This window comes from Paracoccus albicereus, from assembly GCF_024359525.1.
In the GTDB taxonomy this organism is placed as follows: Bacteria; Pseudomonadota; Alphaproteobacteria; order Rhodobacterales; family Rhodobacteraceae; genus Paracoccus; species Paracoccus albicereus.
In genome coordinates this window covers 268,962-293,586 of record NZ_JAKZEU010000003.1, presented here as the reverse complement: position 1 = coordinate 293,586, position 24,625 = coordinate 268,962, and the positions used below count along the sequence as shown (strand labels likewise).

Genomic DNA, 24,625 nt, shown 5'->3' with positions numbered 1-24,625 from the left:
AACTCCCGCGAAACCTATGGAATCGCACCCATTCTGCGCCGATCGCGTCGGTTTGTCAGCAGGCGCGCTGGCGGAAGATCCTGTCGAGGCGGGCGGCTTCGTCTTCCAGGCCGTAGGGCGGGTTCAACACGATCATGCCCGAGCCCTGCATCCCGTGGCCTTCCCGCGCGGGGGCAAAGCCGACCTCGCTTCGCAGTGCCGCGGGATGATCGCGCATCAACGCTTCGGCCATCGGGCGATGACGCGCATCGGCAAGGATCGGATACCAAAGCGCGATGACGCCCACGTTCCATTTCCGCGCCAGCCCCGCGATTGCGCCGGGAAGCCGATCATAATCGGCCTTGACCTCATAACTGGGGTCGATGAGCAGCATTCCCCGCCGTGGCTCGGGCGGGCACATGGCCTTGGCCATCGCCAGCCCGTCCTGCGCGTGAAGCCGTGCGCGACCCATCAGGTCGGGCAGGCCGGCCAGCGCGGCATGTTCCGCCGGATGCAGTTCGGCCAGATCGATGCGGTCGTCGGGCCGCAGGATCTGCGCGGCGATCATCGGCGAACCGGGATAGGCGTCCGGGCCGTGCCCACGACGCACGGCTGTCAGCGCGCGAAGCAGCGGATGATCCGACGGCAGCCAGCCCTGTGCCTCGGCCCGCTGGATGCCGGCCTGAGCCTCGCCGGTGCGCCGCGCCTCGGGTCCGTCCAGACGGTAGAGCCCGCGCCCGGCATGGCTTTCCAGATAGGACAGCGGCTTCGGCTTCGCGGTCATGTAGTCCAGCGCCACCGCAAGCAGCGCGTGCTTGTGCAGGTCGGCCAGGTTTCCCGCGTGATAGGCGTGCTGATAGCTGAGCATTCCGAAGCCCTAGCGAGCGTCCGCGCAAAAGAAAAGCGGNAGCGGCGGCGCCATTCAGCGCCGCCGCCAGAGAAGAGCGGTCCCGGCCAGGGAGGAGGGAGGGGCCGTGACCGCAGACGAACGACCGGAAGGGAGGAGGAGATCCGGTCTTCGTGTCCTGTTGCCGGATTTCCGGCGGATTGTTGCGCGGCGGCACCCAGGGAGGAGGGAGGGGCGCCGCCGCGTCGTATGCCCGGCCCAGGGAGGAGGAGGGGCCGCGCAAGGGTCGCGGTGAAAGCCCAGGGAGGAGGAGGGGCATCACCGCGGGCGACAGGCTCAGGGAAGAGGAGGAGAGCCGCGTCGCATCTTGGTGCCGGTTTCCCGGCGGTTCGTCGTCGGCCGGATCACCGGCGGAATTTTCAGCGGCGACCCCAGGGAGGAGGAGGGGGTCGCCGCACAGCGCAAGACCAGGGAGGAGGAGAGGCCTGGCGCGTTATGGAGCGGCGGTATCCTCTGGGAGGAGGGTGAGGATACCGCCTTAGCCCGGACCCCAGGGAGGAGGAGGGGGTCAGGGATCGATCGCGGCCGGGCCCGTTTCTGTTCGTGGACCCGGCGCGCCGGTTATTTCGTGTCGCCCCAGGCGGCGTCGTAGGCGATGCTCGAGATCATCGAGCGGTTGATGCCCAGGTCGTCCAGGTCGCGATTGGTCAGGTCGTTCAGCTCGCGGACCGTGCGGCGATAGATCGCGCGGCGGTCGCGGTTTTCCTGAAGCCGCTGAAACGCGGCGCCAACCTTGCCCAGGATGCCGTTCTGTTCGGCGATCGGGGTGCTGTATGCGTTTGCAAAAGCGGTCATGGTGTATTCCTTGCGTCTGTCTTCTTCTTGCCGTCCACGCCGCGGCCGGATTGCCTTGGCGCTTGGTTCCCCCACAAGATGGGTCAAATGCTGCACCTGCACAATGATCGCTTTTCGCTTTCTGCCATGCAGAAATCGCATGCCTGTTTCTGACCCTTTTGCCCAGTACCTGCTGAATTCCGGGGCAATTTGTGAACGAGAATACCGTTAGCGATAGCAAAACCGTGATCGGCCACAGCAATTCCGGGGGGTCATTCTGTCCAAAAGGTCATCTCGGACGGGGTGGTGTTGCTGTCCTGCCGCGGTTCCATCATGGTGCGCAGGAAAAGTGCCGAAAGGACAAGCAATGGCCGTCTCGCGTGAAGTTGCCCTTGGGGAAATCGATGCCGTCGCCTCGCCGCGCGGTGGAACGCTGGTTGCGGACGATCTGGTCCGCGCGCTGACCATCGAAGGCTCGACCGTTCGATTCGTGCTGGAGGTCGCCGATGCGGCCGAGGCCGAGGCGCTGAAGCCCGCCGAGGCCGAGGTTCGCCGTCGCCTTCTGGCGCTGGACGGCGTCGATGCGGTCCAGATCGTGATGACCGCGCAATCGGGTGCCAAGCGCGCGCCGCAACAGCCGCAACAGGGGCAGGGCGGTGAGGCGCCGCCCAAGCTGACCATCGGCCAGCACCCGACGGGGCCCGCCGGTCCCCAGCCGATTCTCGGTGTCGACCACATCATCGCCATCGGTTCCGGCAAGGGCGGGGTCGGCAAATCCACCGTCACCTCGAACCTCGCGGTGGCGCTGGCACGGGCGGGTCGCAAGGTCGGAGTCCTGGATGCCGACATTCACGGTCCCAGCCAGCCGCGGATGTTGGGCGTCACCGGCCGGCCTGCCAGTCCTGACGGGAAGAACATCGAGCCGTTGCGCGCCTACGGCGTCACGGTGATGTCGCTCGGCCTGCTGCTGAAGGAAGGCGAGGCCGTGATCTGGCGCGGCCCGATGCTGATGGGTGCGCTGCAACAGCTTCTGCAGCAGGTGAAGTGGGGCGAGCTGGACGTGCTGCTGATCGACCTTCCGCCCGGCACTGGCGACGTGCAGCTGTCTTTGTCGCAGAAGGCGGCGGTTACCGGCGCCATCGTGGTGTCCACCCCGCAGGACGTGGCGTTGATCGATGCGCGTCGCGCGATGGACATGTTCGGCAAGCTGAAGACGCCGATCCTGGGCATGATCGAGAACATGTCGACCTATGTCTGTCCGAATTGCGGGCACGAGGCGCATCTGTTCGGCCATGGCGGCGTGAAGGCCGAGGCGGAAAAGCTGGGCATCCCCTTCCTTGGGGAAATTCCGCTGGAACTGTCGGTGCGGCTGGCTGGCGATGCCGGACGTCCCGCCGCGATGGAGCCGGGCCCGGTGGCGGACGCCTATGACCGCCTGGCCGATCGACTGGTTCAGGGCGGCATGGCCTAGACCCGTCCTGCAACATCCGTTCGCGCATCGCGCGCGCGGATCAGGATCTGCAGAACCAGTCCGATCACCAGCCCGTTCAGCAGGTGCCACAGGAAATGCGTGCCCAGCGGAAGGCTGGCGCAGATGTCGCGGTCGAGCGTGCGCGCGGTCAGCGAAACAAGGAACGTTACGCCCGCGCCCAGCACCAGCCAGCGCAGCGGATGGCGCTGGACCTGCGTCAGGACCGAAAAGACCGCAAAGGCGATCACCGCCGGCAGATATTGCAATGAGCCGTTGAATGGGTCGGGGCCAGACGGTGCGGCGTCTTGAGGCGGCGAACCTTCGCCCATCGCGCGCCAGATGGTGATCACGCCGACCAGCGCGACGACGCCTAATGCGATGCGACCGGGACGTATCCCGCCCAGTCTGTTCAGCCCGATCAGGATATACAGCGCCACGAAAGTCCAGATCGGCAGCACGTCGGCCAGCCCCGACCAGCGATTCGCCAGCGTGTGGAACAGGAACGACCCGACGCCGATGGCGAAAGCCAGCGCGATCAGCACCCAGACCAGCCGATTCGGCTCGGCCCGTTGGCGCGCCTCGACCCAAGCCCAGATCGCTGCGGCGATGAAGGACAGGTTGGTGACCGCGTTGATCGGCTCGGCCCAGAAGCCCGGCCCAAGCCGCTCGCAATAGATGTCGATCGGGGCGGTCCAGTCCATTTCGGCCTCAAGCTCTGGTCAGCGGCGGGTCCGGACCGCCGATTTCGGTCAGATTACGGCGCGAAACCGGTCCCGAAAAGGGAGTGTCCGCCCTGTGATGTTCACATATGGGATCAGCCGCCACCGGGGCCAAAACTCGAATCACCCTGCCGAGATTCTGCGTGATCTGGTAAGCTGACCAGAGACAATTTGAGCTATTTGCGCAACACTGGCCGCGGAATGAGCGAGGGCTGGGAAGATGTGGGAAAAATTTTCTCCTCTGAGTGGAGCTTCCATATCTTGTAGTTCGATTGCGGATTTGAACCAAATGCGGATTCAAATAGTTAAGACTCGGTTAATGTTCTTGATTTGAACCCTGCACTCAATCGGGGTGAGACGCCGATCGGTGCGCAAATTTCCGTTGCTTCCCAAATCGTCCCATGCGACAGCTTGATCACGGAGACGGGCAGTAAGGGGCACCAAGACCCCGCGAAGGCGAAGCAGACTTCATACAGGCACCCGCATCCGACACGAACCGGCCCCGCGCATGAGCAGCACCTCCCCCAGGTGGCGCGACAGAAAGCCGGTCGATCCCCCGAAAACGGGGCCCAGTAATGGGAACGAGGGCGGCGGATCGGGCAGTGGCAGCAGCCCGATCCGCCCTTTCTCTTTCGGGCATGCCCGAAGGGGACGGACGGTGAGGCAAGGAGCGGCACCTGGTGGCGCAGACGTTCAGAGGCTCGGATACGGTCAAGGTGGACGCCAAGGGGCGCGTCTCGATCCCGGCCAAGTTCCGTCGCGTCTTCGAACAGGCCGACCCCGACTGGCAGCCCGGCAATCGTCCGCAACTCGTCATCGTCTACGGGTCTCGCAAGCAGAACCACCTGCGGCTGTTCACCATCGAAGCCATCGCCGAGATCGACCGCAGCATTGCGCGGATGCAGCGCGGCAGCCCGGCGCGCACGATGATGGAAACCATGATGAACGGTCAGTCCGAGCCGGCCGAGATCGATAACGAGGGCCGTCTGGTCCTGCCCTACAAGTTGCGCGAAAAGATCGGTCTGGTTGATCAGGCATTCTTCATCGCTGCGGGCGATTCACTGAAGGTCTGGCAGCCGGAGGCTTACGAGGAAGAGGAAGAGCGTCTGGAAGCGCTGATTCCCGACTTCGAACCCGGCTCCGATCCGCTGTCGCTGCTTCCCCCGCTGCCCGAGACGGCCGAGGGGTGAGTCCGATGACCGAGCCTCATATCCCCGTCCTGCTGAAGCCGCTTCTCAGGGCGGTCGAACCCGTCTCCGGCACCTGGATCGACGGTACGTTCGGTGCGGGCGGCTATGCGCGCGGACTGCTTGACGCGGGCGCCGACCGGGTGATCGGGATCGACCGCGACCCCGCCGTCTTCGACATGGCGCAGGCCTGGGCCGGCGATTACGGCGACCGGCTGCGGCTGGTCGAAGGGACGTTTTCCGACATGGACGCGCTGGCAGGAGAGCCGGTGGACGGTGTCGTTCTGGATCTGGGCGTCAGCTCGATGCAACTCGATCAGGCGGATCGCGGCTTTTCCTTCCTGCGCGACGGGCCGCTGGACATGCGGATGGGCGGCGACGTGCCCTCTGCCGCCGAGCGGCTGGACCAGGCCACCGAGGCCGAGATCGCCGATGTGCTATATCATTATGGCGAGGAACGCGCGTCGCGCCGCATCGCACGCGCCATCGTCGCCGCCCGCCCGCTGAACCGGACCAGCCAGCTTGCGGACGTGGTCGCAAGCCAGTTGCCGCGTCAGAAACCGGGCCAGAGCCATCCGGCGACCCGCGCCTTCCAGGCGATCCGCATCTGGGTCAACGACGAATTCGGCCAGCTTGTCGCCGGGCTGTCGGCCGCCGAACGCGCGTTGAACGCGGGCGGGAAGCTGGCCGTGGTCAGCTTCCATTCGCTGGAGGATCGAATCGTCAAACGCTTCATGCAGGCGCGATCCGGCAGTCAGGGCGGGGGCAGTCGCCACGCCCCGGTGGTCGAAACCGAAGCACCGACATTCGCCCAGAAAAGCCGCCGTGCCATCGGCGCCGACGCCGAAGAGCTTGAGCTGAACCCTCGCGCCCGGTCCGCGCTGCTTCGGGTGGCGATCCGCACCGACGCGCCTGCGCGCGACATCGATCCGCAGGCCCTTGCGATGCCAAGCCTGCCATCGGCGGGGGGCGCGCGATGAAGACGCTGGTTTATCTGGCCTGCATCCTGACGGTGATGGGTCTGGCCTTCTGGGCCTACCGCGAGAATTACAGGACCCAGGCCTCGCTGGAACACATGCGTGACGTTCAGCGCGACATCGCGACCCTGCGCGAGGATCTGGGCGTCCTGCGCGCCGAATGGGCCTATCTGAACCGCCCCGACCGCCTGCGAGAGCTTGTCGCGCTGAATTTCGACAAGCTGCGGCTGGTTCCGGTCGATTCGGGTCAGTTCGTCGGCGCGGGCCAGATCGACTACGCCAAACCGCCCGCCCCGCCCGAGCCCGACGCCACCGAAGACGAGACCGCCACCTCCGAGGAGCAACAGCCATGATCCGCACGCCCCTGCGCCCGCTCGCCCGTGTGCTGCGCGCCCGCGAGACCGGCGAAAGCCCCGACGCGATCGAGGCCGAGAACCGCGCCCGTCGCCACGCCGCGATCCAGGATCGCGCCCGCAAACGGGCCGAGGGTCGGCTGATCGTCATGGCCGCCGCCTTCATCATTGCCTTCGGCACCGTCGGTTTCCGCATGGGGGCGCTTGCCTCCAGCCAGCCGACGGAACCCGCACTTCAGGTGGCCAGCAGCGGCATCATCTCGCAGCGGGCCGACATCACCGACCGACAGGGCCGGGTGATGGCGACGAACCTTCTGACCCACTCGCTTTACGCGCATCCCCATCAGCTGATCGACCATGAGCGCGCCATCGCGGGCCTGATGCGGATTTTCCCCGACCTCGACGAGGATCGGCTGCGCAAGGACCTGACCGGCAGCCGCAAATTCCTGTGGATCCGCAAGAAGATCAGTCCCGAACAGATGCAGGCGGTCCATGATCTGGGCGAGCCGGGCCTGCTGTTCGGCCCGCGCGAAATGCGGCTTTACCCGAATGGCCGTCTGGCAAGCCACATTCTGGGCGGCGCGGCCTTCGGCAGCGAAGGCGTCAGCAGCGCCGAGGTGATCGGCGTCGCGGGCGTTGAAAAGGCCTTTGACGGCTGGCTGCGCGACCCGGCCAAGGGCGGCGCACCGCTGCAGCTGTCGATCGACCTGACCGTGCAGCAGGCGATGGAGGAGGTTCTGGCCTCGGGGATGTCGCTGATGAGCGCGAAGGGTGCCACCGGCATCCTGATGGAAATCAAGACGGGTGAGATCGTGGCGATGGCGAGCCTGCCTGACTTCGATCCAAACGACCGGCCGCGCCCGCTTCTGAAGGGCGATCCGTCCGACAGCCCGCTCTTCAACCGTGCCGTGCAGGGCCAGTACGAACTCGGCTCGACCTTCAAGATCTTCCCGGTCGCTCAGGCGATGGATCTGGGCCTGATCAACCCCAATACCGGGATCAACACGACGACGCCGATGCGGATCGGCAAGTACAACATCCGTGATTTCCACAATTACGGATCATCCCTGTCGGTCACCGACGTGATCGTGAAATCCTCGAACGTCGGCACCGTGCGCATCGCTCAGATGCTGGGGCCCGAGCGTCAGAAGCATTTCCTGGAAAAGCTGGGCTTGTTCGAGCCGACCCCGGTCGAGATGGTCGAGGCGCCGACCGGCCAGCCGCTGGTTCCCTCGCGCTGGCCTGCCGTGACCTCGGCCACGGTGTCGTTCGGTCATGGCCTTGCTGCCAGCCCGCTGCATCTGGCCACCGCCTATGCGACCATCGCCAATGACGGGATCCGGGTGCGGCCGACGCTTGTCCACAACCGCGAACGTGCGCCCGGCGAACGCGTCCTGGGCAGCGGCGCGGCCGATCTGGCGATCTCGATGCTGCGTCAGGTGGTGACGCGCGGCACCGGCAAGTCGGGCGATGTCGAGGGCTTCGAGATCGCGGGCAAGACCGGCACCGCCGACAAGCCGCGTCCGGGTGGCGGCTACTATGCCAACAAGGTTGTCGCGACCTGGGCCTCGGTCTATCCGGCCAGCGATCCGCAATATGTCCTGGTCGTGTCGCTGGATGAGCCGTCTATCGGAAACGGCGGTGGCGAAAGCCGTACCGCTGGCGCGACCGCGGTGCCGGTTGCCGCGGAAATGGTCCGCCGCCTGTCGCCGCTGGTCGGCCTGCGTCCCACGACCGAGGACGCGCTGCCCACGATCGCGCCACGGCCCGCCGCGCAGCCAGACGCGAAGATCGCTGGCGGCACGTCGGATCCGGCGCTAACGGGACCGGCTTCGGACATGCAGGCCAATACGGCGGCCCCGGCCCGCCCCGCCGCGGGCGGCGTCGCGCCGCTGGTGCGGCCGCTGGCGCGACCCATTGGGCGGTCTGCCGCCATTCCGGCGGTCCAGCCCGTCGCGGCCAGTGTTGATCCCCTCGTGGAAGCCGCGCTAAAGCGCGTGGCAAGGAACTGAGGCTTCAAAAAGCCCATAGCCCCGGGGGGCAGCCATGGCACAGCAGCAGAAACTATCCCAACTTGGCCTGCACGGTCAGGGCGGGGCCGATCCCGTGATCACCGGCCTGTCGCTGGACAGCCGCACCGTGAAGCCCGGCCACCTGTTCGCGGGCCTTCCGGGCTCGAACGTGCATGGCGGTGAATTCATCCCCTATGCGCTGCGCATGGATGCGGCCGCGGTCCTGACCGACCGTGAGGGCGCGCGCATCGCCGCCGATGCGCTGAAAGACTGGAACGGCGCGCTGGTCATCGCAGAAGACCCGCGGGCGGCCTTGTCGCGGGCGGCCTCGCTGTGGTTCGGCGCGCAACCGGCCCATGTCGTGGCCGTCACCGGCACGTCGGGCAAGACCTCGGTCGCAAGCTTCACCCGCCAGATTTGGCAGGCGCTGGGCCACAAGGCGATCAGCCTTGGCACGATGGGCGTGCAGGGCGATTATCAGGCAAAGCTGGCTCATACGACGCCCGACCCGCTGACGCTGCACCGCGTCCTGTCGGAAGCCGCCGCCGCCGGTGTGACCCATGCCGCGATGGAGGCGTCATCCCACGGCCTCGACCAGCGCCGGCTCGACGGCGTCAGCCTTCAAGCCGGGGCCTTCACCAATTTCAGCCAGGACCATCTCGACTATCATGCGGGGTTCGAGGAGTATTTCGCCGCCAAGGCGCTGCTCTTCGATCATATCCTCGACGAAGGCGCGGGCGCGGTCATCAACATCGACGGCCCGCGCGGCCAGCAGATGGCCGATATCGCCAAACATCGCGGCCTGACGCTGACCACGATCGGCGGCGAGAATTCGGGCGCCGATCTGCGCATCCTCGGCCAGCGTTACGACGCGACCGGGCAGGACCTGCGTTTTCTGGCGGATGACAAGGCCCACATGGTCCGCCTGCCGCTGATCGGCGGCTTTCAGGCGGAAAACGTGCTGGCCGCGATGGGCCTCTGCATGGCGGCGGGCGATCCCTTGGACGCGATCCTGCCGGTGCTGCCCGGCCTGACCACCGTGCGCGGCCGGATGGAGCTTGCTGCGGTGCGCGAGAACGGCGCGACGGTCTTCGTCGATTACGCCCACAAGCCTGGCGCTCTGATCGCCGCACTGCAATCCCTGCGTCCACATGTGCTCGGCCGGATCGTCGTGGTCTTCGGCGCCGGCGGCGACCGCGACCGTGGCAAGCGCCCGCTGATGGGCGAGGCCGCGCGCCAGTTCGCCGACGTCGTCATCGTGACCGACGACAACCCCCGCACCGAAGACCCGGCCGCGATCCGGGCCGAGGTTCTGGCCGGCGCTGGACCCGACGCGACCGAGGTTGCGGACCGTGCCGAGGCGATCCTGCGCGGGGTCGATGCGTTGCAGCCAGGTGATGCCCTGCTGATCGCGGGCAAGGGGCACGAGACCGGCCAGATCGTGGGCCAGGACGTCTATCCGTTCGACGACAGCGAACAGGCGAGCGTGGCCGTCGCCGCGCTGGACGGCCGGATATGAGCCTCTGGACCGCCGCCGATGCCGCCGCTGCGACCGGCGGCCGTGCGCAGGGCGACTGGACGGCGACCGGCGTCAGCATCGACACCCGCACGATCCGGCCCGGCGACCTGTTCATCGCGCTGACCGACATCCGTGACGGCCACGACTTCGTCGCCCAGGCGCTGGACAAAGGCGCCTGCGCCGCACTGGTCAGCCGCATCCCGGATGGCGTGCCCGCCAATGCCCCGCTGCTGATCGTGCCAGACGTGCTGCCCGCGCTGGAAGCGCTGGGCCGCGCTGGCCGGGCGCGGACGGACGCGAAGATCATCGCGATCACCGGCTCTGTCGGCAAGACCTCGACCAAGGACATGGCGCGCGCCGCGCTGGCCGGGCAGGGCCGCATCCACGCGGCCGAAGCCAGCTACAATAACCATTGGGGCGTGCCGCTGACGCTGGCCCGGATGCCGAAGGGCACCGATGTCGCGATCATCGAGATCGGCATGAACCACCCGGGCGAGATCGCGCCCCTGTCGCGCATGGCCCGCCCGCATGTCGCGATGATCACCACCATCGCCGCGGCGCATCTGGAAGCCTTCGGCGCGATCGAGGGCATCGCCCGCGAAAAGGGCGCGATCTTCGAGGGGCTGCTGCCGATGGGCACTGCCGTGATCCCCGAGGACCTGTCCACCACCCCGATCCTGCGCGATCTCGCCGATGCCGCCGGCGCGCTGATCGTGGGCTTCGGCGAGGCCGGAATGGCCCGCCCGGTCAGCATCGAGCCGCAGGGCGACGCGCTGAAGATCCGCGCGAGGATCAGCGGCGAGAGCGTTGCGTTCAGCCTGCAAACCACCGGCGCGCATTTCGTGATGAACGCCATCGGCGTGCTGGCCGCGCTGAACGCCGCCGGTGCCGATCTCAAGGACGCCGCGCGCAGGTTGGGCGACTGGCAACCGCCCAAAGGTCGTGGCGCGGTCGAGACGCTGGGGCCGATCCGCCTCATCGACGATGCCTTCAACGCCAATCCCGCGTCGCTGAAGGCAGGCCTTGCCACGCTGGCCGGCCTGCAGGGCGGCCGTCGCGTCGCCATCCTGGGCGATATGCTGGAACTGGGCGCGGACGAGATCGCGATGCACCGCGCGGTTGCCGACGATCCTTCTCTCGGCGCCGTCGATCTGATCCATTCCGCCGGCCCGCTGATGCGCCACCTGCACGATGCGCTGCCCGCATCGAAGCGCGGCGAATGGCGCGAGACGGCGGCCGAGCTGGCCGCGATGGCGCCGGATCTGGTCGCGCCCGGCGACATCGTGCTGGTCAAGGGCTCGAAATCCTCGCGCGTCTCGGCCGTGGTTGACGCGCTTCGGAAATGGGGGCAGATCGCCTCCCCTGATCACGACGATCCCCGCACGAAGGGTCGCGAGACGAGGGACTGACATGCTTTACTGGCTCAGCGGATTGTCCGAAGGGGGCGACCTCTTCAACCTGTTTCGCTACATCACCTTCCGCGCCGGCGCGGCCTTCTTCACGGCGCTGATCTTCGGCTTCATCTTCGGCAGACCGCTGATCAACTACCTGCGCATCAAGCAGAAAAAGGGCCAGCCGATCCGCGATGACGGCCCCGAGACGCATTTCGCCAAGGCCGGCACACCGACGATGGGCGGTCTGCTGATCCTGTCGGCGCTGTTCTTTTCGACGCTGCTCTGGGCGCGGCTCGACAACGGCTACATCTGGATCGTGCTGATGGTGACCTTGGGCTATGCGCTGATCGGATTCGCCGACGATTACGCCAAGGTCACGAAGCAGCACCACGGCGGACTGTCGGGCCGGATGCGGCTGGGGCTGGGCTTCGCGCTGGCCTTCGTCGCCTCGGCCTGGGCGATGCTCCTACACCCCGCGGGGCTGACCGGGATGCTTGCCTTTCCGGTCTTCAAGGACACGCTGCTGAACCTGTCCTATTTCTTCGTCATCTTCGGGATGATCGTGATCGTGGGGGCAGCCAACGCGGTCAACCTGACCGACGGGCTCGACGGCCTGGCGATCATGCCGGTGATGATCGCGGCGGGAACGCTGGGCGTCATCGCCTACACCGTCGGACGCGTCGACTTCACCGACTACCTCGGCGTCCACCACGTCCCCGGCACGGGCGAGATCCTGATCTTCGTCGCGGCCCTGATCGGCGGGGGCCTGGGCTTTCTGTGGTACAACGCCCCCCCCGCGGCGGTCTTCATGGGCGATACCGGCAGCCTTGCGCTGGGCGGCGCGCTGGGCGCCATCGCGGTGGTGACCAAGCACGAGATCGTGCTGGCTATCGTCGGCGGCCTGTTCGTGGTCGAGGCGCTGTCGGTGATCATCCAGGTCCTCTACTTCAAGCGCACCGGCAAGCGGGTGTTCCTGATGGCCCCGATCCACCACCATTTCGAGAAGCTGGGCTGGAAAGAGCCGCAGATCGTGATCCGCTTCTGGATCATCGCCCTGATCCTCGCGCTGATCGGGCTGGCGACGCTCAAGCTGCGGTAGCCTCGTGATCGTCACGGCGAACCTGCCCAGCCGGGACTTCGACGCGACCGAGGCTTTCTATGGTCGTTTGGGCTTCAAGCGACGCTGGCGCGACGACGGCTGGATGATCCTCGATCGTGACGAGGCGATCGTCGAATTCTTCCCGCATCCCGATCTCGATCCCGCGCAAAGCTGGTTCAGCGCCTGCATCCGCACGGATGACCTGGACGGGCTGCACGCGGAACTGAAACGTCTCGGCCTGCCCACATCCGGTATCCCTCGGCTGGACGCAGAGCCTTACCGGATCACCGACGATCTGCGCATGGTTGCCTTGATCGACCTTGACGGAAGCCTGATCCGCTGCCTCGGTGCCTGACGGATTGCACGGCTTCTCCTTTATTGAAATATCCTCGGGGTCCGGGGCAGACAGCCCCGGTCCGACCGCGCCGCAAGGAGGCCGCCATGATCCCCGCCACCGACGTCGAAGACCAGACCATCGCCGTTCTCGGCTTCGGCCGCTCGGGCCGGGCGACCGCCGCGGCCTTGAAGGCCGGCGGGGCGCGGGTGATCGCCTGGGATGACGGCGCCGACACGCGCCAGCAGGCCGAGGCCGAAGGGTGGGAGATCGTCGATCTGACCCGCGATGCGAACTGGACCGGCATCTCGACGCTGATCACCTCGCCCGGTATCCCGCACCTTTATCCCAAACCCCATCCGGTGATCGAACGCGCCTTGCGTCTCGGCATCCCGGTGGACAACGATATCGGGCTGTTCTTCCGCAGCTTCGCGACAGAGGACTGGCACCGTTTCGACCGCATCCCCAAGGTGATCGCGGTCACCGGTTCGAATGGCAAATCCACCACCACCGCACTGATCCACCACATCCTTGCCGAATCCGGCAGGCCGACGCAGATGGGCGGCAATATCGGGACCGGGGTCCTGTCGCTGGAACCGGCCGAGGATGGCGAGGTCGTGGTCCTGGAACTGTCCTCATACCAGACCGATCTGGCCCGCGCGCTGACGCCCGATGTCGCGGTCTTCACCAACCTGACCCCCGACCATCTGGACCGGCACGGCGGCTATGGCGGCTATTTCGCGGCGAAGCGGCGGTTGTTCGCGGAAGGCGGCCCCGACCGGGCGGTGATCGGGGTTGATGAGATCGAGGGGCTCTATATCGCCAACCAACTGGCGATGGCGCCGTCGGACGACCGGGTGATCCGCGTGTCCTCGGGGCAGAAGCTCGACGGACCGGGTTGGTCGGTCTTCACCCGCAAGGGCTATCTCGCCGAATACCGCAAGGGGCGGCAGGCGGCCTCGGTCGATCTGCGCGGGATCGCGGGCCTTCCCGGCGCGCACAATCACCAGAATGCCTGCGCCGCCTGGGCCGCCTGCCGCGCCATCGGCCTTGCGCCGAGAGAGATCGAGGCTGCGTTCCACACCTTTGCAGGCCTGCCGCACCGCAGCCAGCTCGTGGCCGAGATCGGCGGCGTCCGCTACGTCAACGACAGCAAGGCCACCAATGTCGATGCGGCATCGAAGGCGCTGCAGGCGTTCGACCGGATCCGCTGGATCGCCGGCGGTCTGGGCAAGGACGGCGGCATTGCCGATCTGCGCCCGCATCTGTCGCGCGTCACCAAGGCCTATCTGATCGGCCATTCCGCCCGCGACTTCGCGTTGGAACTGGGCGACACGCCCTACGAGATCGCCGAGACGATGGACCAGGCGGTTGCCAATGCCGCGTCCGAGGCGCAGCCGGGCGAGACGGTGCTGCTCGCCCCCGCGGCCGCCAGCTTCGATCAATACCCGAATTTCGAGAAGCGCGGCGAGCATTTCACCGACCTTGTCCGCGCGATGGAGCGCGGGTTGCCGTCCGCGTGAGCCGCGCCAATCCGCTGTAGCGCAGAGTGATCTTTCGCGCTATCATCGCCCCCACGACCCGGGCAAACCGGGCAATTTCGAGGCAGTGACGGCGGTTCTTTCATGACCGAGATGGTCTTTGGCGCCACGCCCGTGCGGGCGGGCGACCCGATTCTTCCACGCTGGTGGCGGACCGTGGACAAATGGTCCTTGGCCTGCGTGCTGGGCCTGTTCGCGATCGGCCTGCTGCTGGGCCTCGCCGCCTCGGTCCCGCTGGCGGAAAAGAACAACCTGCCGCGCTTCTATTATGTCACCCGTCAGGCCGTGTTCGGCTCTGTCGCGCTGGGCGTGATGGTCATCGTGTCTATGCTGTCGCCCAAGCAGGTGCGCCGGCTTGGCGTGCTGGGCTTTCTTGGCGCGTTCATCGCGATTCTCGCGCTGCCGGTCATCGGAACCGATTTCGGCAAGGGCGCGGTCCGCTGGCTGTCGGTCGGCGGCCTGTCGGTCCAGCCGTCCGAATTCCTCAAACCCGGCTTCGTCGCGCTGGCCGCCTGGTTCATGGCCGCCAGCCAGGAGGTCGGCGGCCCGCCCGGCAAGGCCTATTCCTTCGTCGCCGCTGCGACCATCGTCGTCCTGCTGGCGCTGCAGCCCGATTTCGGACAGGCCTCGCTGGTCCTGTTCTCGTGGTGCGTGATGTATTTCGTCGCGGGCGCGCCGATGATCCTCTTGCTGATCGTGCTGGCACTGACCGTGACCGGCGGTGTGTTCGCCTATGGCGCGTCCGACCACTTCGCACGCCGCATCGACGGCTTCCTGAACCCCGAGATCGATCCCCGCACCCAGATCGGTTATGCCACCAACGCCATCCAGGAGGGCGGCTTCTTCGGCGTGGGCGTGGGCGAGGGCACAGTGAAATGGTCGCTGCCCGATGCCCATACCGACTTCATCATCGCCGTCGCGGCCGAGGAATACGGCACCATCATGGTGCTGGCGATCATCGCGCTTTACTGCACCATCGTCGTGCGCTCGCTCTCGCGGCTGCGGGGTGAACGCGATCCCTTCGCGCGGATCGCGGGCAGCGGCCTTGCCTGCGCCTTCGGCGTGCAGGCGCTGATCAACATGGGCGTCGCCGTGCGGCTCTTGCCCGCCAAGGGCATGACGCTGCCCTTCGTCAGCTACGGCGGCTCGTCCGTGATCGCTTCGGGGATCGCGATGGGGATGCTTCTGGCGCTGACCCGCCGACGCCCGCAGGGCGCGATGGCCGATCTGCTGGGACGCGCACGCTGATGTCCGGAAAACGCGCGCTGATCGCCGCCGGGGGGACCGGAGGCCACATGTTTCCCGCCCAGGCCCTGGCAGAGGTGCTGCTGGATCGCGGCTGGACGGTGACGTTGTCCACCGATGACCGCGGCGCGCGCTATGCCGACGGCTTTCCGCCTGCCGTGACCCGCCAGATCGTCCGTTCCGCGACGACCGCGCGGGGCGGCCTGCGCGGCAAGCTGACCGCGCCCTTCACCATCGCCGCCGGCATCCTTGCAGCACGCCGCGCTTTCCACCGCGAGCGTCCCGACATCGTCGTGGGATTCGGCGGCTATCCTTCGATCCCGGCACTCGCCGCCGCGCTCAGCATGGGCATTCCGCGGATGATCCACGAACAGAACGGCGTGATGGGCCGCGTCAACGCGATGTTCGCCCGAAGGGTCCAGCGCGTGGCCTGCGGAACCTGGCCCACCGATCTGCCCGAGGGGGTCGAGGGCACGCATACCGGCAACCCCGTCCGCGCCGCGATCCGCGACTGCGCCGCCACGCCATACACGCCGGTCAACGGCGGCCCCGCCCGGGTCGTGATCATCGGCGGCAGCCAGGGCGCGCGCGTTCTGTCGGACGTGGTCCCCGCGGCCATTGCCGCGCTGCCCGCGGATCTGCGTCCGCGCTTGCGCATCGCCCATCAGGCGCGGCGAGAAGACCACGACCGCGTCGTCGCGGCCTATGAGAAGGCCGGCGTGACCGCCGACGTGCGCCCCTTCTTCGACGACGTGCCCGCGCGCTTTGCCGAGGCGCAGCTGGTCGTGGCCCGCTCGGGCGCGTCCACCATCGCCGACCTGACCGTGATCGGTCGCCCGGCGCTGCTGGTGCCGCTCGCCTCGGCAGCGCAGGATCACCAGACCGCCAATGCGCGGCCCCTTGCCGATGCAGGGGCTGCGCTGATGCTTCCCGAATCGGTGCTTGACCCCGAAAGCCTTGCGCGCGACATGCACGCGATCCTCTCAGACCCCGCCCGTGCCTCCGGCATGGCCGCCGCCGCGCTGGCGATGGGCCGTCCCGACGCCGCGCAACGCCTCTACGATCTTGTGACGGAGATTGCCGCATGAACGCTGCCACCAAATTGCCGGGCGAGCTTGGCCCGATCCATTTCATCGGCATCGGGGGTATCGGCATGTCGGGCATCGCCGAGGTGCTGATGACGCTGGGCTATCAGGTCCAGGGCTCGGACGCGAAGCGCTCGAAGATCACCGACCGGCTGGAAAAGCTGGGTGCGACCGTGTTCGAAGGCCAAAGCGCGAAGAACATCGGCGAAGCCGGCGTCGTCGTCATCTCGACCGCGATCAAGAAGGGCAACCCGGAACTGGAAGAGGCGCGGCGTCGCGGCCTGCCGGTCGTCCGCCGGGCCGAGATGCTGGCCGAACTGATGCGGATGCGCTCGAACGTCGCCGTCGCCGGCACCCACGGCAAGACCACCACGACGACGATGGTGGCGACGCTGCTGGACGCGGGCGGGCTGGACCCGACCGTCATCAATGGCGGGGTGATCCACGCCTATGGCAGCAACGCGCGCGCCGGTGCAGGCGAATGGATGGTGGTCGAGGCCGACGAATCCGACGGCAGCTTCAACCGCCTGCCCGCGACCATCGCGATCGTGACGAACATCGACCCCGAACACATGGAGCACTGGGGCAGCTTCGACGCGCTGCGCAAGGGCTTCTACGACTTCGTCTCGGGCATCCCGTTCTACGGCCTCGCGGTCTGCTGCACCGACCATGCCGAGGTGCAGGCGCTGGTCGGTCGTCTGACCGACCGCCGCGTGGTCACCTTCGGCTTCAACGCGCAGGCGGACGTCCGCGCGGTGAACCTGCGCTATGACAACGGTGTCGCGCATTTCGACGTGGCCCTGCAGGGCGAGGCCATGCTGAACGACGGCGAGACCCCGGTGATCGAGGATTGCACCCTGCCGATGCCCGGCGATCACAATGTCAGCAACGCGCTGGCTGCCGTCGCCGTGGCCCGCCATCTGGGCATGAAACGGTCCGAGATCCGGCAGGCGCTGGCGAATTTCGGTGGCGTCGGCCGCCGCTTCACCCGCGTGGGCGAGGTGAACGGGGTCACCATCATCGACGATTACGGCCATCACCCGGTCGAGATTGCGGCGGTGCTGAAAGCCGCGCGGCAGGCCACCAAGGGTCGCGTGATCGCGGTCCACCAGCCGCATCGCTATTCGCGTCTGTCGAATCTCTTCGACGATTTCTGCACCTGCTTCAACGAGGCCGATGTCGTCGGCATCGCCGACATCTACGCGGCGGGCGAGGACCCGATCCCCGGCGCCTCGCGCGACGATCTGGTCGCGGGCCTCATCGCCCACGGCCATCGCCACGCCCGCGCCGTGGTGGACGAGGACGATCTGGCCCGTCTGGTCAAGGAACAGGCCCGTCCCGGCGACATGGTCGTCTGCCTCGGCGCCGGCACCATCAGCACCTGGGCCAACAACCTGCCCGAACGCCTGCAAGGACGCGCGGCGTGAGTGGCCAGCTTGCCGCCTCGGGCGCGATCGTCGCGCTCTGGGCGCTGCTTGCCGCGCTGATGCCGCTGTTCGGGCCGCGCCACCGCAGCGCCGCGTGGTGGCTGCTGGTCGTGGCCGGCGTGCCGCTGCTGGGCTGGCTTACGCTGAAATGGGGGCCGGGTATCGGCGTGCTGGCCTTCGCGCTCGGCGCGCTGGCGCTGTGGCGCCGCCCGTCCCAGGACCGCGCCTCGGTCCGGGACCGGCACGTCGAACCGGCGGAATAACCCTTCGTGACCCTGCGTCACATCGCCGATTGACCACGCAACACCGCAAGCTGTGTACAGATTGTGTACAGGCTGTGTACGCCCGGTGTACGGGCTGTGCGGCCTGAAACGCAGCAAATGCTGGCTGTCAATCGGGCAGCGTGCGCTGGCTGTTGCGGCAAGCAACGCGCGGAGCATCGCGCAACGGGTGAAATAAACCGCCTCAGTTGACGCCTCGCCACAGCCTGACTACCAGCAAGCCATGACCATCACGCTTCCCGAGGTGCGCGGCACGCTCACCCCCGACCGATCCCTGGACGGCTTGACCTGGCTTCGCGTCGGCGGCCCCGCCGACTGGCTGTTCCAGCCCGCGGACGAAGACGATCTGGCCGAATTCCTGGGCGCGCTCGATCCGTCCGTGCCGGTCTTCCCGATGGGCGTGGGCTCCAACCTGATCGTGCGCGACGGCGGCATCCGCGGTGTCGTGATCCGGCTGGGCCGCGCCTTCAACACCATTGAAATCGAAGGTGAAATCGTGACCGCCGGGGCGGCCTCGCTGGATGCGCATGTGGCCCGGCGCGCGGCGGATGCGGGGCTCGACCTGACCTTTCTGCGCACCATCCCCGGCAGCATCGGCGGGGCCGTGCGGATGAATGCAGGCTGCTACGGCACCTACGTCGCCGATCACCTGATCGACGCCCGCGCCGTCACCCGCGACGGCCGCATCGTCACGCTGGACGCCGCCGATCTGAACCTTGCCTATCGCCAGTCCGACCTGCCCGACGGCTGGGTCCTGACCGGCGCGCGCTTCCGCGCGACACCCGGCGAGCCCGAGGCGCTGCATGCCCGGATGGAGGATCAGATCGCCCGCCGCGACGCCAGCCAGCCGACCCGTGAACGCAGCGCCGGCTCGACCTTCCGCAACCCGGCGGGCTATTCCAGCACCGGCGACGCCACCGACACGCACGAGCTGAAAGCGTGGTCGGTGATCGACGCGGCCGGCTTGCGCGGCGCAAGCTGGGGCGGGGCGCAGATGTCTGAAAAGCATCCGAATTTCCTGCTGAATACCGGTGCCGCGACCGCCGCGGACCTCGAGGCTCTGGGCGAGTTGGTGCGCCGGCGCGTGCGCGAAGACAGCGGTCACGATCTGCGATGGGAGGTCATCCGCATCGGCGATCCGGCCCCCGAGGGGCAGTCCTGATCGCGGCGCTCGACCAAAGGTCGTGAACCCCGCCATTCGCCGCCGCAAGGCGGTTGCAGGGCCGGGAATCAACCGCTATAGACGCCGCGAGATTTCGGGGAGGCCCATCGCCACCCCCCTGACCTGAAGCCCCTGCCCAGACCGGCAACAGCCGGCCTCGCTGCAGGGTGCTGGGCTAAGATGAAAGGACGATTGTGGCCAATTCCGGTTCGATTTCCCAAAGCATCGCAGGGCGTTACGCTCAGGCCGTCTTCGACCTTGCCCGCGAGCAGGGCGGTGTGGACACGATCGCGAACCAGGTCGCAGACCTCGATGCCGCGCTCAAGAACAGCTCGGACCTGCGCGAGATGATCGCATCACCCCGGATCAGCCGTGCCGAACAGGGCCGTGCCATCGGCGCGCTGGCCGACAAGATGGACCTTGGCCCGATCCTCGGGAACACGCTGCGGCTGATGGCACAGAACAGGCGCCTTTTCGTGCTGCCGCAACTGGTCGCCCGCCTGCAGGACCTGATCGCGAACGAGCGTGGCGAAATGACGGCCGACGTCACCAGCGCGGTTGCGCTGGACGACGCGCAGCAGAAGCGCCTCGCCGATACGCTGTCCGAAAAGTCGGGCAAGAAAATCAAGCTGAACACACGCGTCGATGAGGGTCTCATCGGCGGCATGATCGTCAAGCTGGGCTCGCAGATGATCGACTCGTCGGTCCGCTCGAAGCTCGCTTCCCTTCAGAATACCATGAAAGAGGTCGGATAATGGGAATCCAGGCTGCCGAGATTTCGGCGATCCTCAAGGATCAGATCAAGAATTTCGGGCAGGACGCCGAGGTTGCCGAAGTCGGCCAGGTGCTGTCGGTGGGTGACGGCATCGCCCGCGTCTACGGTCTGGACAAGGTCCAGGCCGGCGAGATGGTGGAATTCCCGGGCGGCGTGCGCGGGATGGTTCTGAACCTCGAAACCGACAACGTCGGCGTCGTGATCTTCGGGACCGACCAGGACATCAAGGAAGGCGACACGGTCAAGCGGACCAACGCCATCGTGGAAGTGCCGACCGGCAAGGGCCTGCTGGGCCGCGTTGTCGATGCACTGGGCAATCCGATCGACGGCAAGGGCCCGATCGAAGGCGCCGAGATGCGCGTCGCCGACAGCAAGGCACCGGGCATCATGCCGCGCAAGTCGGTCCACGAGCCGATGGCGACCGGCCTGAAGTCGGTCGACGCCATGATCCCCGTTGGCCGCGGCCAGCGCGAACTGATCATCGGCGACCGCCAGACCGGCAAGACCGCGATCGCGCTCGACACGATCCTGAACCAGAAGAACTACAACGGCCGTGAAGACGACGGCATGAAGACGCTGCACTGCATCTACGTCGCCGTTGGTCAGAAGCGCTCGACCGTGGCGCAGCTGGTGAAGAAGCTCGAGGAAACAGGCGCGATGGCTTACACGACCATCGTCGCGGCCACCGCTTCGGACCCCGCGCCGATGCAGTATCTCGCGCCTTATTCGGCCACCGCGATGGGCGAATATTTCCGCGACAACGGCATGGACGCGCTGATGATCTATGATGACCTGTCCAAACAGGCCGTCGCGTATCGTCAGATGTCGCTGCTGCTGCGCCGTCCGCCCGGCCGCGAAGCCTATCCGGGCGACGTGTTCTACCTGCACAGCCGCTTGCTCGAGCGTTCTGCCAAGCTGAATGAGAACAACGGTTCGGGCTCGCTGACCGCGCTGCCGATCATCGAAACGCAGGCAGGCGACGTGTCGGCCTATATCCCGACCAACGTGATCTCGATCACCGATGGCCAGATCTTCCTGGAAACCGACCTGTTCTTCCAGGGCATCCGCCCGGCTGTGAACACCGGTCTGTCCGTGTCGCGCGTGGGTTCGTCCGCGCAGACCAACGCGATGAAATCCGTCGCGGGCCCGGTCAAGCTGGAGCTGGCGCAGTACCGTGAGATGGCGGCCTTCGCGCAGTTCGGCTCCGACCTCGACGCGGCGACGCAGAAGCTGCTAAACCGTGGCGCGCGCCTGACCGAACTGATGAAGCAGCCGCAATACTCGCCGCTGACCAACGCCGAAATCGTCTGCGTGATCTATGCGGGCACCCACGGTTACCTGGACAGCATCCCGGTTTCCGAGGTCGGCAAGTGGGAAGACGGTCTGCTGCAGTACCTGCGCAACCAGCAGGGTGACCTGCTCGACTGGCTGACGAAGGACGATCCCAAGATCAAGGGTGATGCCGAGGACAAGGTGAAGGCGGCACTCGACGCCTATGCCAAGACCTACGCCTGAAAGGACTGAGCGATGCCCAGCCTCAAGGACCTGAAAAACCGGATCGACAGCGTCAAGAACACGCGGAAGATCACGAAGGCGATGCAGATGGTCGCCGCCGCCAAGCTGCGCCGCGCGCAAGAAGCGGCGGAGGCTGCGCGCCCATATGCCGAGCGCATGAACGCGGTGATGGCCGGGCTGACCTCGGGGTCGGCCGGGTCCGACACCGCGCCGCGGCTGCTGGCCGGGACCGGTCGTGGCGACAAGCACCTGCTGGTCGTGATGACGGCCGAGCGTGGTCTGGCAGGAGGCTTCAACAGCTCCATCGCCAAGCTTGCGCGGCAGCGTGCCGAGCGTCTGCGCGGCAACGGCAAGACGGTCGAGATCATGACCGTCGGCAAGAAGGGACGTGAACAGCTGAAGCGCGATTTTGCGGATGCGTTCGTCCATCACGTCGACCTGTCCGAGGTCAAGCGCGTGGCCTACGCCAATGCGCGCGAGATCGCGGATGAGGTGCTGAACCGTTTCGACGACGGTGGCTTCGACGTGGCGACGATCTTCTACAACCGCTTTGAATCGGTGATCAGCCAGGTTCCGACTGCCAAGCAGATCATTCCCGCCGAGGCGCCCGAGGGCGAGAACGGGGAAGCTGCGGGTGGCGGTGCCGGTGCGCAATACGATTACGAGCCGGGCGAGGATGCGCTGCTGGCCGATCTGCTGCCGCGTTCCGTCGCGACGCAGATCTTTGCCGCGCTGCTGGAAAACGCCGCGTCTGAACAGGGCGCGCGGATGACCGCGATGGACAACGCCACGCGCAACGCCGGCGACATGATCGACAGGCTGACGACCGAGTACAACCGCTCGCGTCAGGCCGCGATCACCAAGGAACTCATTGAAATCATTTCGGGCGCCGAGGCGCTCTGACCGCGAAGGGGATGAAACAGATGGCAGAGGCCAAAGGTAAGATCACGCAGGTCATCGGTGCGGTCGTGGACGTTCAGTTCGAGGACCACCTGCCGGCGATCCTGAACGCGCTGGAAACCGACAACAACGGCAAGCGGCTGGTGTTGGAAGTGGCGCAGCACCTGGGCGAGAACACCGTCCGCACGATCGCCATGGACGCGACCGAAGGTCTGGTCCGCGGTCAGTCGGTCAGCGATCTGGGCGAGCCGATTTCGGTTCCGGTCGGCGACGCGACGCTGGGCCGCATCATCAACGTCGTGGGTGAGCCCGTGGACGAAGGCGGCCCGGTCGAGGCGACCGAAACCCGCGCCATCCACCAGCCCGCGCCCGACTTCGCTGCGCAGGCGACCAGCTCGGAAATCCTCGTCACCGGCATCAAGGTCATCGACCTGCTGGCGCCCTATTCGAAGGGCGGCAAGATCGGCCTTTTCGGCGGTGCCGGCGTGGGCAAGACCGTTCTGATCATGGAGCTGATCAACAACATTGCCAAAGTGCACTCGGGTTATTCCGTGTTCGCGGGCGTTGGCGAGCGCACCCGTGAAGGCAACGACCTTTACCACGAGATGATCGAATCTGGCGTCATCAAGCCCGACAACATCTCGGAATCGCAGGTTGCGCTGGTTTACGGCCAGATGAACGAGCCTCCGGGGGCACGGATGCGCGTCGCGCTGACCGGCCTGACGCTGGCAGAACAGTTCCGCGACGCGACCGGGACCGACGTTCTGTTCTTCGTGGATAACATCTTCCGCTTCACGCAGGCCGGCTCGGAAGTGTCGGCGCTGCTGGGCCGCATCCCGTCCGCCGTGGGCTATCAGCCGACGCTGGCCACCGACATGGGCGCGATGCAGGAACGCATCACCTCGACCAAGAAGGGCTCGATCACCTCGATCCAGGCCGTCTACGTTCCGGCCGACGACCTCACCGACCCTGCACCGGCCACGACCTTCGCCCACCTCGACGCCACGACCGTTCTGTCGCGCGCGATCTCGGAACTGGGCATCTACCCGGCGGTGGACCCGCTCGACTCGAACAGCCGGATCCTCGACCCGGCCGTCGTCGGCGAAGAGCACTACCAGGTCGCCCGTGACGTTCAGGGGATTCTTCAGCGCTACAAGTCGCTGCAGGACATCATCGCGATCCTCGGGATGGACGAACTGTCCGAAGAGGACAAACTGACCGTGGCGCGCGCGCGCAAGATCCAGCGCTTCCTGTCGCAGCCCTTCGACGTCGCCAAGGTCTTCACCGGCTCCGACGGCGTTCAGGTTCCGATCGAGGACACGATCTCGTCGTTCAAGGCGGTCGTCGCCGGCGAGTACGATCACCTTCCCGAAGCCGCCTTCTATATGGTTGGCGGGATCGACGACGTGAAGGCCAAGGCCGAGCGTCTCGCCTCGCAGGCGGCATAAGGGGGCGTCATGGCCGATGTGATGCAGTTCGACCTCGTCTCGCCCGAACGGAGCCTTGTCTCCGTTCCGGTGCGTGAGGTTCGCCTGCCCGGAACCGATGGCGATCTGACGGCGATGCCGGGCCACGCGCCCGTCATCGTCACGCTGCGTCCGGGCATGGTCACCGTCGTCGATGAGGGCGGGACCGAGACCGAATTCGCGGTGACGGGCGGCTTTGCCGAAATCAACGGCGAATCCGTGAGTCTGCTGGCAGAGCGTGGGCATCCGCGCGATGAAATGACGCAGGATGTGTTCAACGACATGATGGCCGAGGCGCATCGTCGCCGGAAGGCTGTCGAAGAGAAGCACGACACCGGCGAAGAGATCGTCGCAGCGGCCGTCAAGCTGCTGGCCGACATGGAAGCGATGGGCACCCATATCGGGCTGGATCCCAACCAGGCTTCCGCACCCGCGTGATGCACGGCAATTGACCTTTTCTACAGGTCCCAAGACCAGCGCCCCGGCTTGACCGGGGCGTTTTC

At 66.7% G+C, this 24,625-nt stretch carries 23 protein-coding genes; 20 read left to right on the top strand and 3 right to left on the bottom strand.

The genetic code is table 11. The features are described 5' to 3' along the window. Nucleotides 1-55 precede the first annotated feature (55 nt). A complete protein-coding gene (locus MLD63_RS10280; RefSeq protein WP_255329815.1) occupies nucleotides 56-847 on the bottom strand; it encodes a 23S rRNA (adenine(2030)-N(6))-methyltransferase RlmJ in 792 nt (263 codons plus the stop codon). Nucleotides 848-1,447: 600 nt separating this feature from the next. Further along, entirely contained in the window at nucleotides 1,448-1,681 is a 234-nt protein-coding gene (locus tag MLD63_RS10275; protein WP_255329814.1) for a DUF1127 domain-containing protein, read from the bottom strand. A 346-nt stretch (nucleotides 1,682-2,027) separates the two neighbouring features. Here MLD63_RS10275 and MLD63_RS10270 point away from each other — a divergent pair, with 346 nt between their 5' ends. Continuing rightward, the gene (locus MLD63_RS10270) at nucleotides 2,028-3,131 is read left to right on the top strand and encodes an Mrp/NBP35 family ATP-binding protein (protein WP_255329813.1); all 1,104 of its coding nucleotides are present in this window, start codon (nucleotides 2,028-2,030) and stop codon (nucleotides 3,129-3,131) included. On the opposite strand, the gene MLD63_RS10265 is transcribed toward MLD63_RS10270, so the two are convergent. Then, nucleotides 3,128-3,832: a ceramidase domain-containing protein gene (locus tag MLD63_RS10265; protein ID WP_255329812.1), complete on the bottom strand. Its 705-nt coding sequence runs from the start codon at nucleotides 3,830-3,832 to the stop codon at nucleotides 3,128-3,130. The genes MLD63_RS10270 and MLD63_RS10265 overlap by 4 nt on opposite strands. Nucleotides 3,833-4,530: 698 nt before the next feature. Here MLD63_RS10265 and mraZ point away from each other — a divergent pair. From mraZ to MLD63_RS10170, 19 genes are all read left to right on the top strand, one after another. Continuing rightward, nucleotides 4,531-5,040, top strand: coding sequence for a division/cell wall cluster transcriptional repressor MraZ (gene mraZ, locus MLD63_RS10260; protein ID WP_255329811.1), 510 nt, complete (start codon nucleotides 4,531-4,533; stop codon nucleotides 5,038-5,040). A gap of 5 nt (nucleotides 5,041-5,045) precedes the next feature. After that, nucleotides 5,046-6,017 carry a 16S rRNA (cytosine(1402)-N(4))-methyltransferase RsmH gene (rsmH, locus tag MLD63_RS10255; RefSeq protein WP_255329810.1) on the top strand — a complete coding sequence of 324 codons (972 nt, stop codon included), beginning with the start codon at nucleotides 5,046-5,048 and terminating at the stop codon, nucleotides 6,015-6,017. After that, nucleotides 6,014-6,367 (top strand): cell division protein FtsL, encoded by a 354-nt coding sequence (gene ftsL / locus MLD63_RS10250; protein ID WP_255329809.1) that lies wholly within the window; start codon nucleotides 6,014-6,016, stop codon nucleotides 6,365-6,367. Before rsmH ends, ftsL begins: the two co-directional genes overlap by 4 nt. After that, complete coding sequence (locus MLD63_RS10245) at nucleotides 6,364-8,379, top strand: peptidoglycan D,D-transpeptidase FtsI family protein (RefSeq protein ID WP_255329808.1); 2,016 nt, start codon at nucleotides 6,364-6,366, stop codon at nucleotides 8,377-8,379. Before ftsL ends, MLD63_RS10245 begins: the two co-directional genes overlap by 4 nt. Nucleotides 8,380-8,413: 34 nt before the next feature. After that, a complete protein-coding gene (locus tag MLD63_RS10240) occupies nucleotides 8,414-9,898 on the top strand; it encodes a UDP-N-acetylmuramoyl-L-alanyl-D-glutamate--2,6-diaminopimelate ligase (protein WP_255329807.1) in 1,485 nt (494 codons plus the stop codon). Then, nucleotides 9,895-11,307 (top strand): UDP-N-acetylmuramoyl-tripeptide--D-alanyl-D-alanine ligase, encoded by a 1,413-nt coding sequence (locus tag MLD63_RS10235; protein ID WP_255329806.1) that lies wholly within the window; start codon nucleotides 9,895-9,897, stop codon nucleotides 11,305-11,307. The genes MLD63_RS10240 and MLD63_RS10235 overlap by 4 nt, the downstream gene beginning before the upstream one ends. A 1-nt stretch (nucleotide 11,308) precedes the next feature. After that, on the top strand, nucleotides 11,309-12,391 hold the full coding sequence (gene mraY, locus MLD63_RS10230) for a phospho-N-acetylmuramoyl-pentapeptide-transferase (protein ID WP_255329805.1): 1,083 nt from the start codon (nucleotides 11,309-11,311) through the stop codon (nucleotides 12,389-12,391). A gap of 4 nt (nucleotides 12,392-12,395) precedes the next feature. Further along, complete coding sequence (locus tag MLD63_RS10225; protein WP_255329804.1) at nucleotides 12,396-12,746, top strand: DUF8817 family protein; 351 nt, start codon at nucleotides 12,396-12,398, stop codon at nucleotides 12,744-12,746. An 86-nt stretch (nucleotides 12,747-12,832) separates the two neighbouring features. Further along, complete coding sequence (murD, locus tag MLD63_RS10220) at nucleotides 12,833-14,248, top strand: UDP-N-acetylmuramoyl-L-alanine--D-glutamate ligase (RefSeq protein ID WP_255329803.1); 1,416 nt, start codon at nucleotides 12,833-12,835, stop codon at nucleotides 14,246-14,248. A gap of 102 nt (nucleotides 14,249-14,350) precedes the next feature. Next, complete coding sequence (gene ftsW / locus MLD63_RS10215) at nucleotides 14,351-15,514, top strand: putative lipid II flippase FtsW (RefSeq protein ID WP_255329802.1); 1,164 nt, start codon at nucleotides 14,351-14,353, stop codon at nucleotides 15,512-15,514. Then, entirely contained in the window at nucleotides 15,514-16,599 is a 1,086-nt protein-coding gene (gene murG, locus MLD63_RS10210) for an undecaprenyldiphospho-muramoylpentapeptide beta-N-acetylglucosaminyltransferase (RefSeq protein WP_255329801.1), read from the top strand. Before ftsW ends, murG begins: the two co-directional genes overlap by 1 nt. Next, nucleotides 16,596-18,023, top strand: a complete 1,428-nt coding sequence (gene murC / locus MLD63_RS10205; protein ID WP_255329800.1) for a UDP-N-acetylmuramate--L-alanine ligase — start codon at nucleotides 16,596-16,598, stop codon at nucleotides 18,021-18,023. The genes murG and murC overlap by 4 nt, the downstream gene beginning before the upstream one ends. Beyond that, on the top strand, nucleotides 18,020-18,286 hold the full coding sequence (locus MLD63_RS10200; protein WP_255329799.1) for a DUF2484 family protein: 267 nt from the start codon (nucleotides 18,020-18,022) through the stop codon (nucleotides 18,284-18,286). Before murC ends, MLD63_RS10200 begins: the two co-directional genes overlap by 4 nt. A 241-nt stretch (nucleotides 18,287-18,527) precedes the next feature. Then, nucleotides 18,528-19,466 (top strand): UDP-N-acetylmuramate dehydrogenase, encoded by a 939-nt coding sequence (murB, locus tag MLD63_RS10195; protein ID WP_255329798.1) that lies wholly within the window; start codon nucleotides 18,528-18,530, stop codon nucleotides 19,464-19,466. Nucleotides 19,467-19,660: 194 nt separating this feature from the next. After that, entirely contained in the window at nucleotides 19,661-20,221 is a 561-nt protein-coding gene (locus MLD63_RS10190; protein ID WP_255329797.1) for a F0F1 ATP synthase subunit delta, read from the top strand. Beyond that, complete coding sequence (gene atpA / locus MLD63_RS10185) at nucleotides 20,221-21,756, top strand: F0F1 ATP synthase subunit alpha (protein ID WP_255329796.1); 1,536 nt, start codon at nucleotides 20,221-20,223, stop codon at nucleotides 21,754-21,756. Before MLD63_RS10190 ends, atpA begins: the two co-directional genes overlap by 1 nt. Before the next feature lie 12 nt (nucleotides 21,757-21,768). After that, entirely contained in the window at nucleotides 21,769-22,659 is an 891-nt protein-coding gene (locus MLD63_RS10180) for a F0F1 ATP synthase subunit gamma (RefSeq protein WP_255329795.1), read from the top strand. A gap of 20 nt (nucleotides 22,660-22,679) precedes the next feature. Next, complete coding sequence (gene atpD / locus MLD63_RS10175) at nucleotides 22,680-24,104, top strand: F0F1 ATP synthase subunit beta (RefSeq protein ID WP_255329794.1); 1,425 nt, start codon at nucleotides 22,680-22,682, stop codon at nucleotides 24,102-24,104. Nucleotides 24,105-24,113: 9 nt separating this feature from the next. Continuing rightward, nucleotides 24,114-24,560: a F0F1 ATP synthase subunit epsilon gene (locus MLD63_RS10170; RefSeq protein WP_255329793.1), complete on the top strand. Its 447-nt coding sequence runs from the start codon at nucleotides 24,114-24,116 to the stop codon at nucleotides 24,558-24,560. The last annotated feature ends 65 nt before the right edge of the window (nucleotides 24,561-24,625 follow it).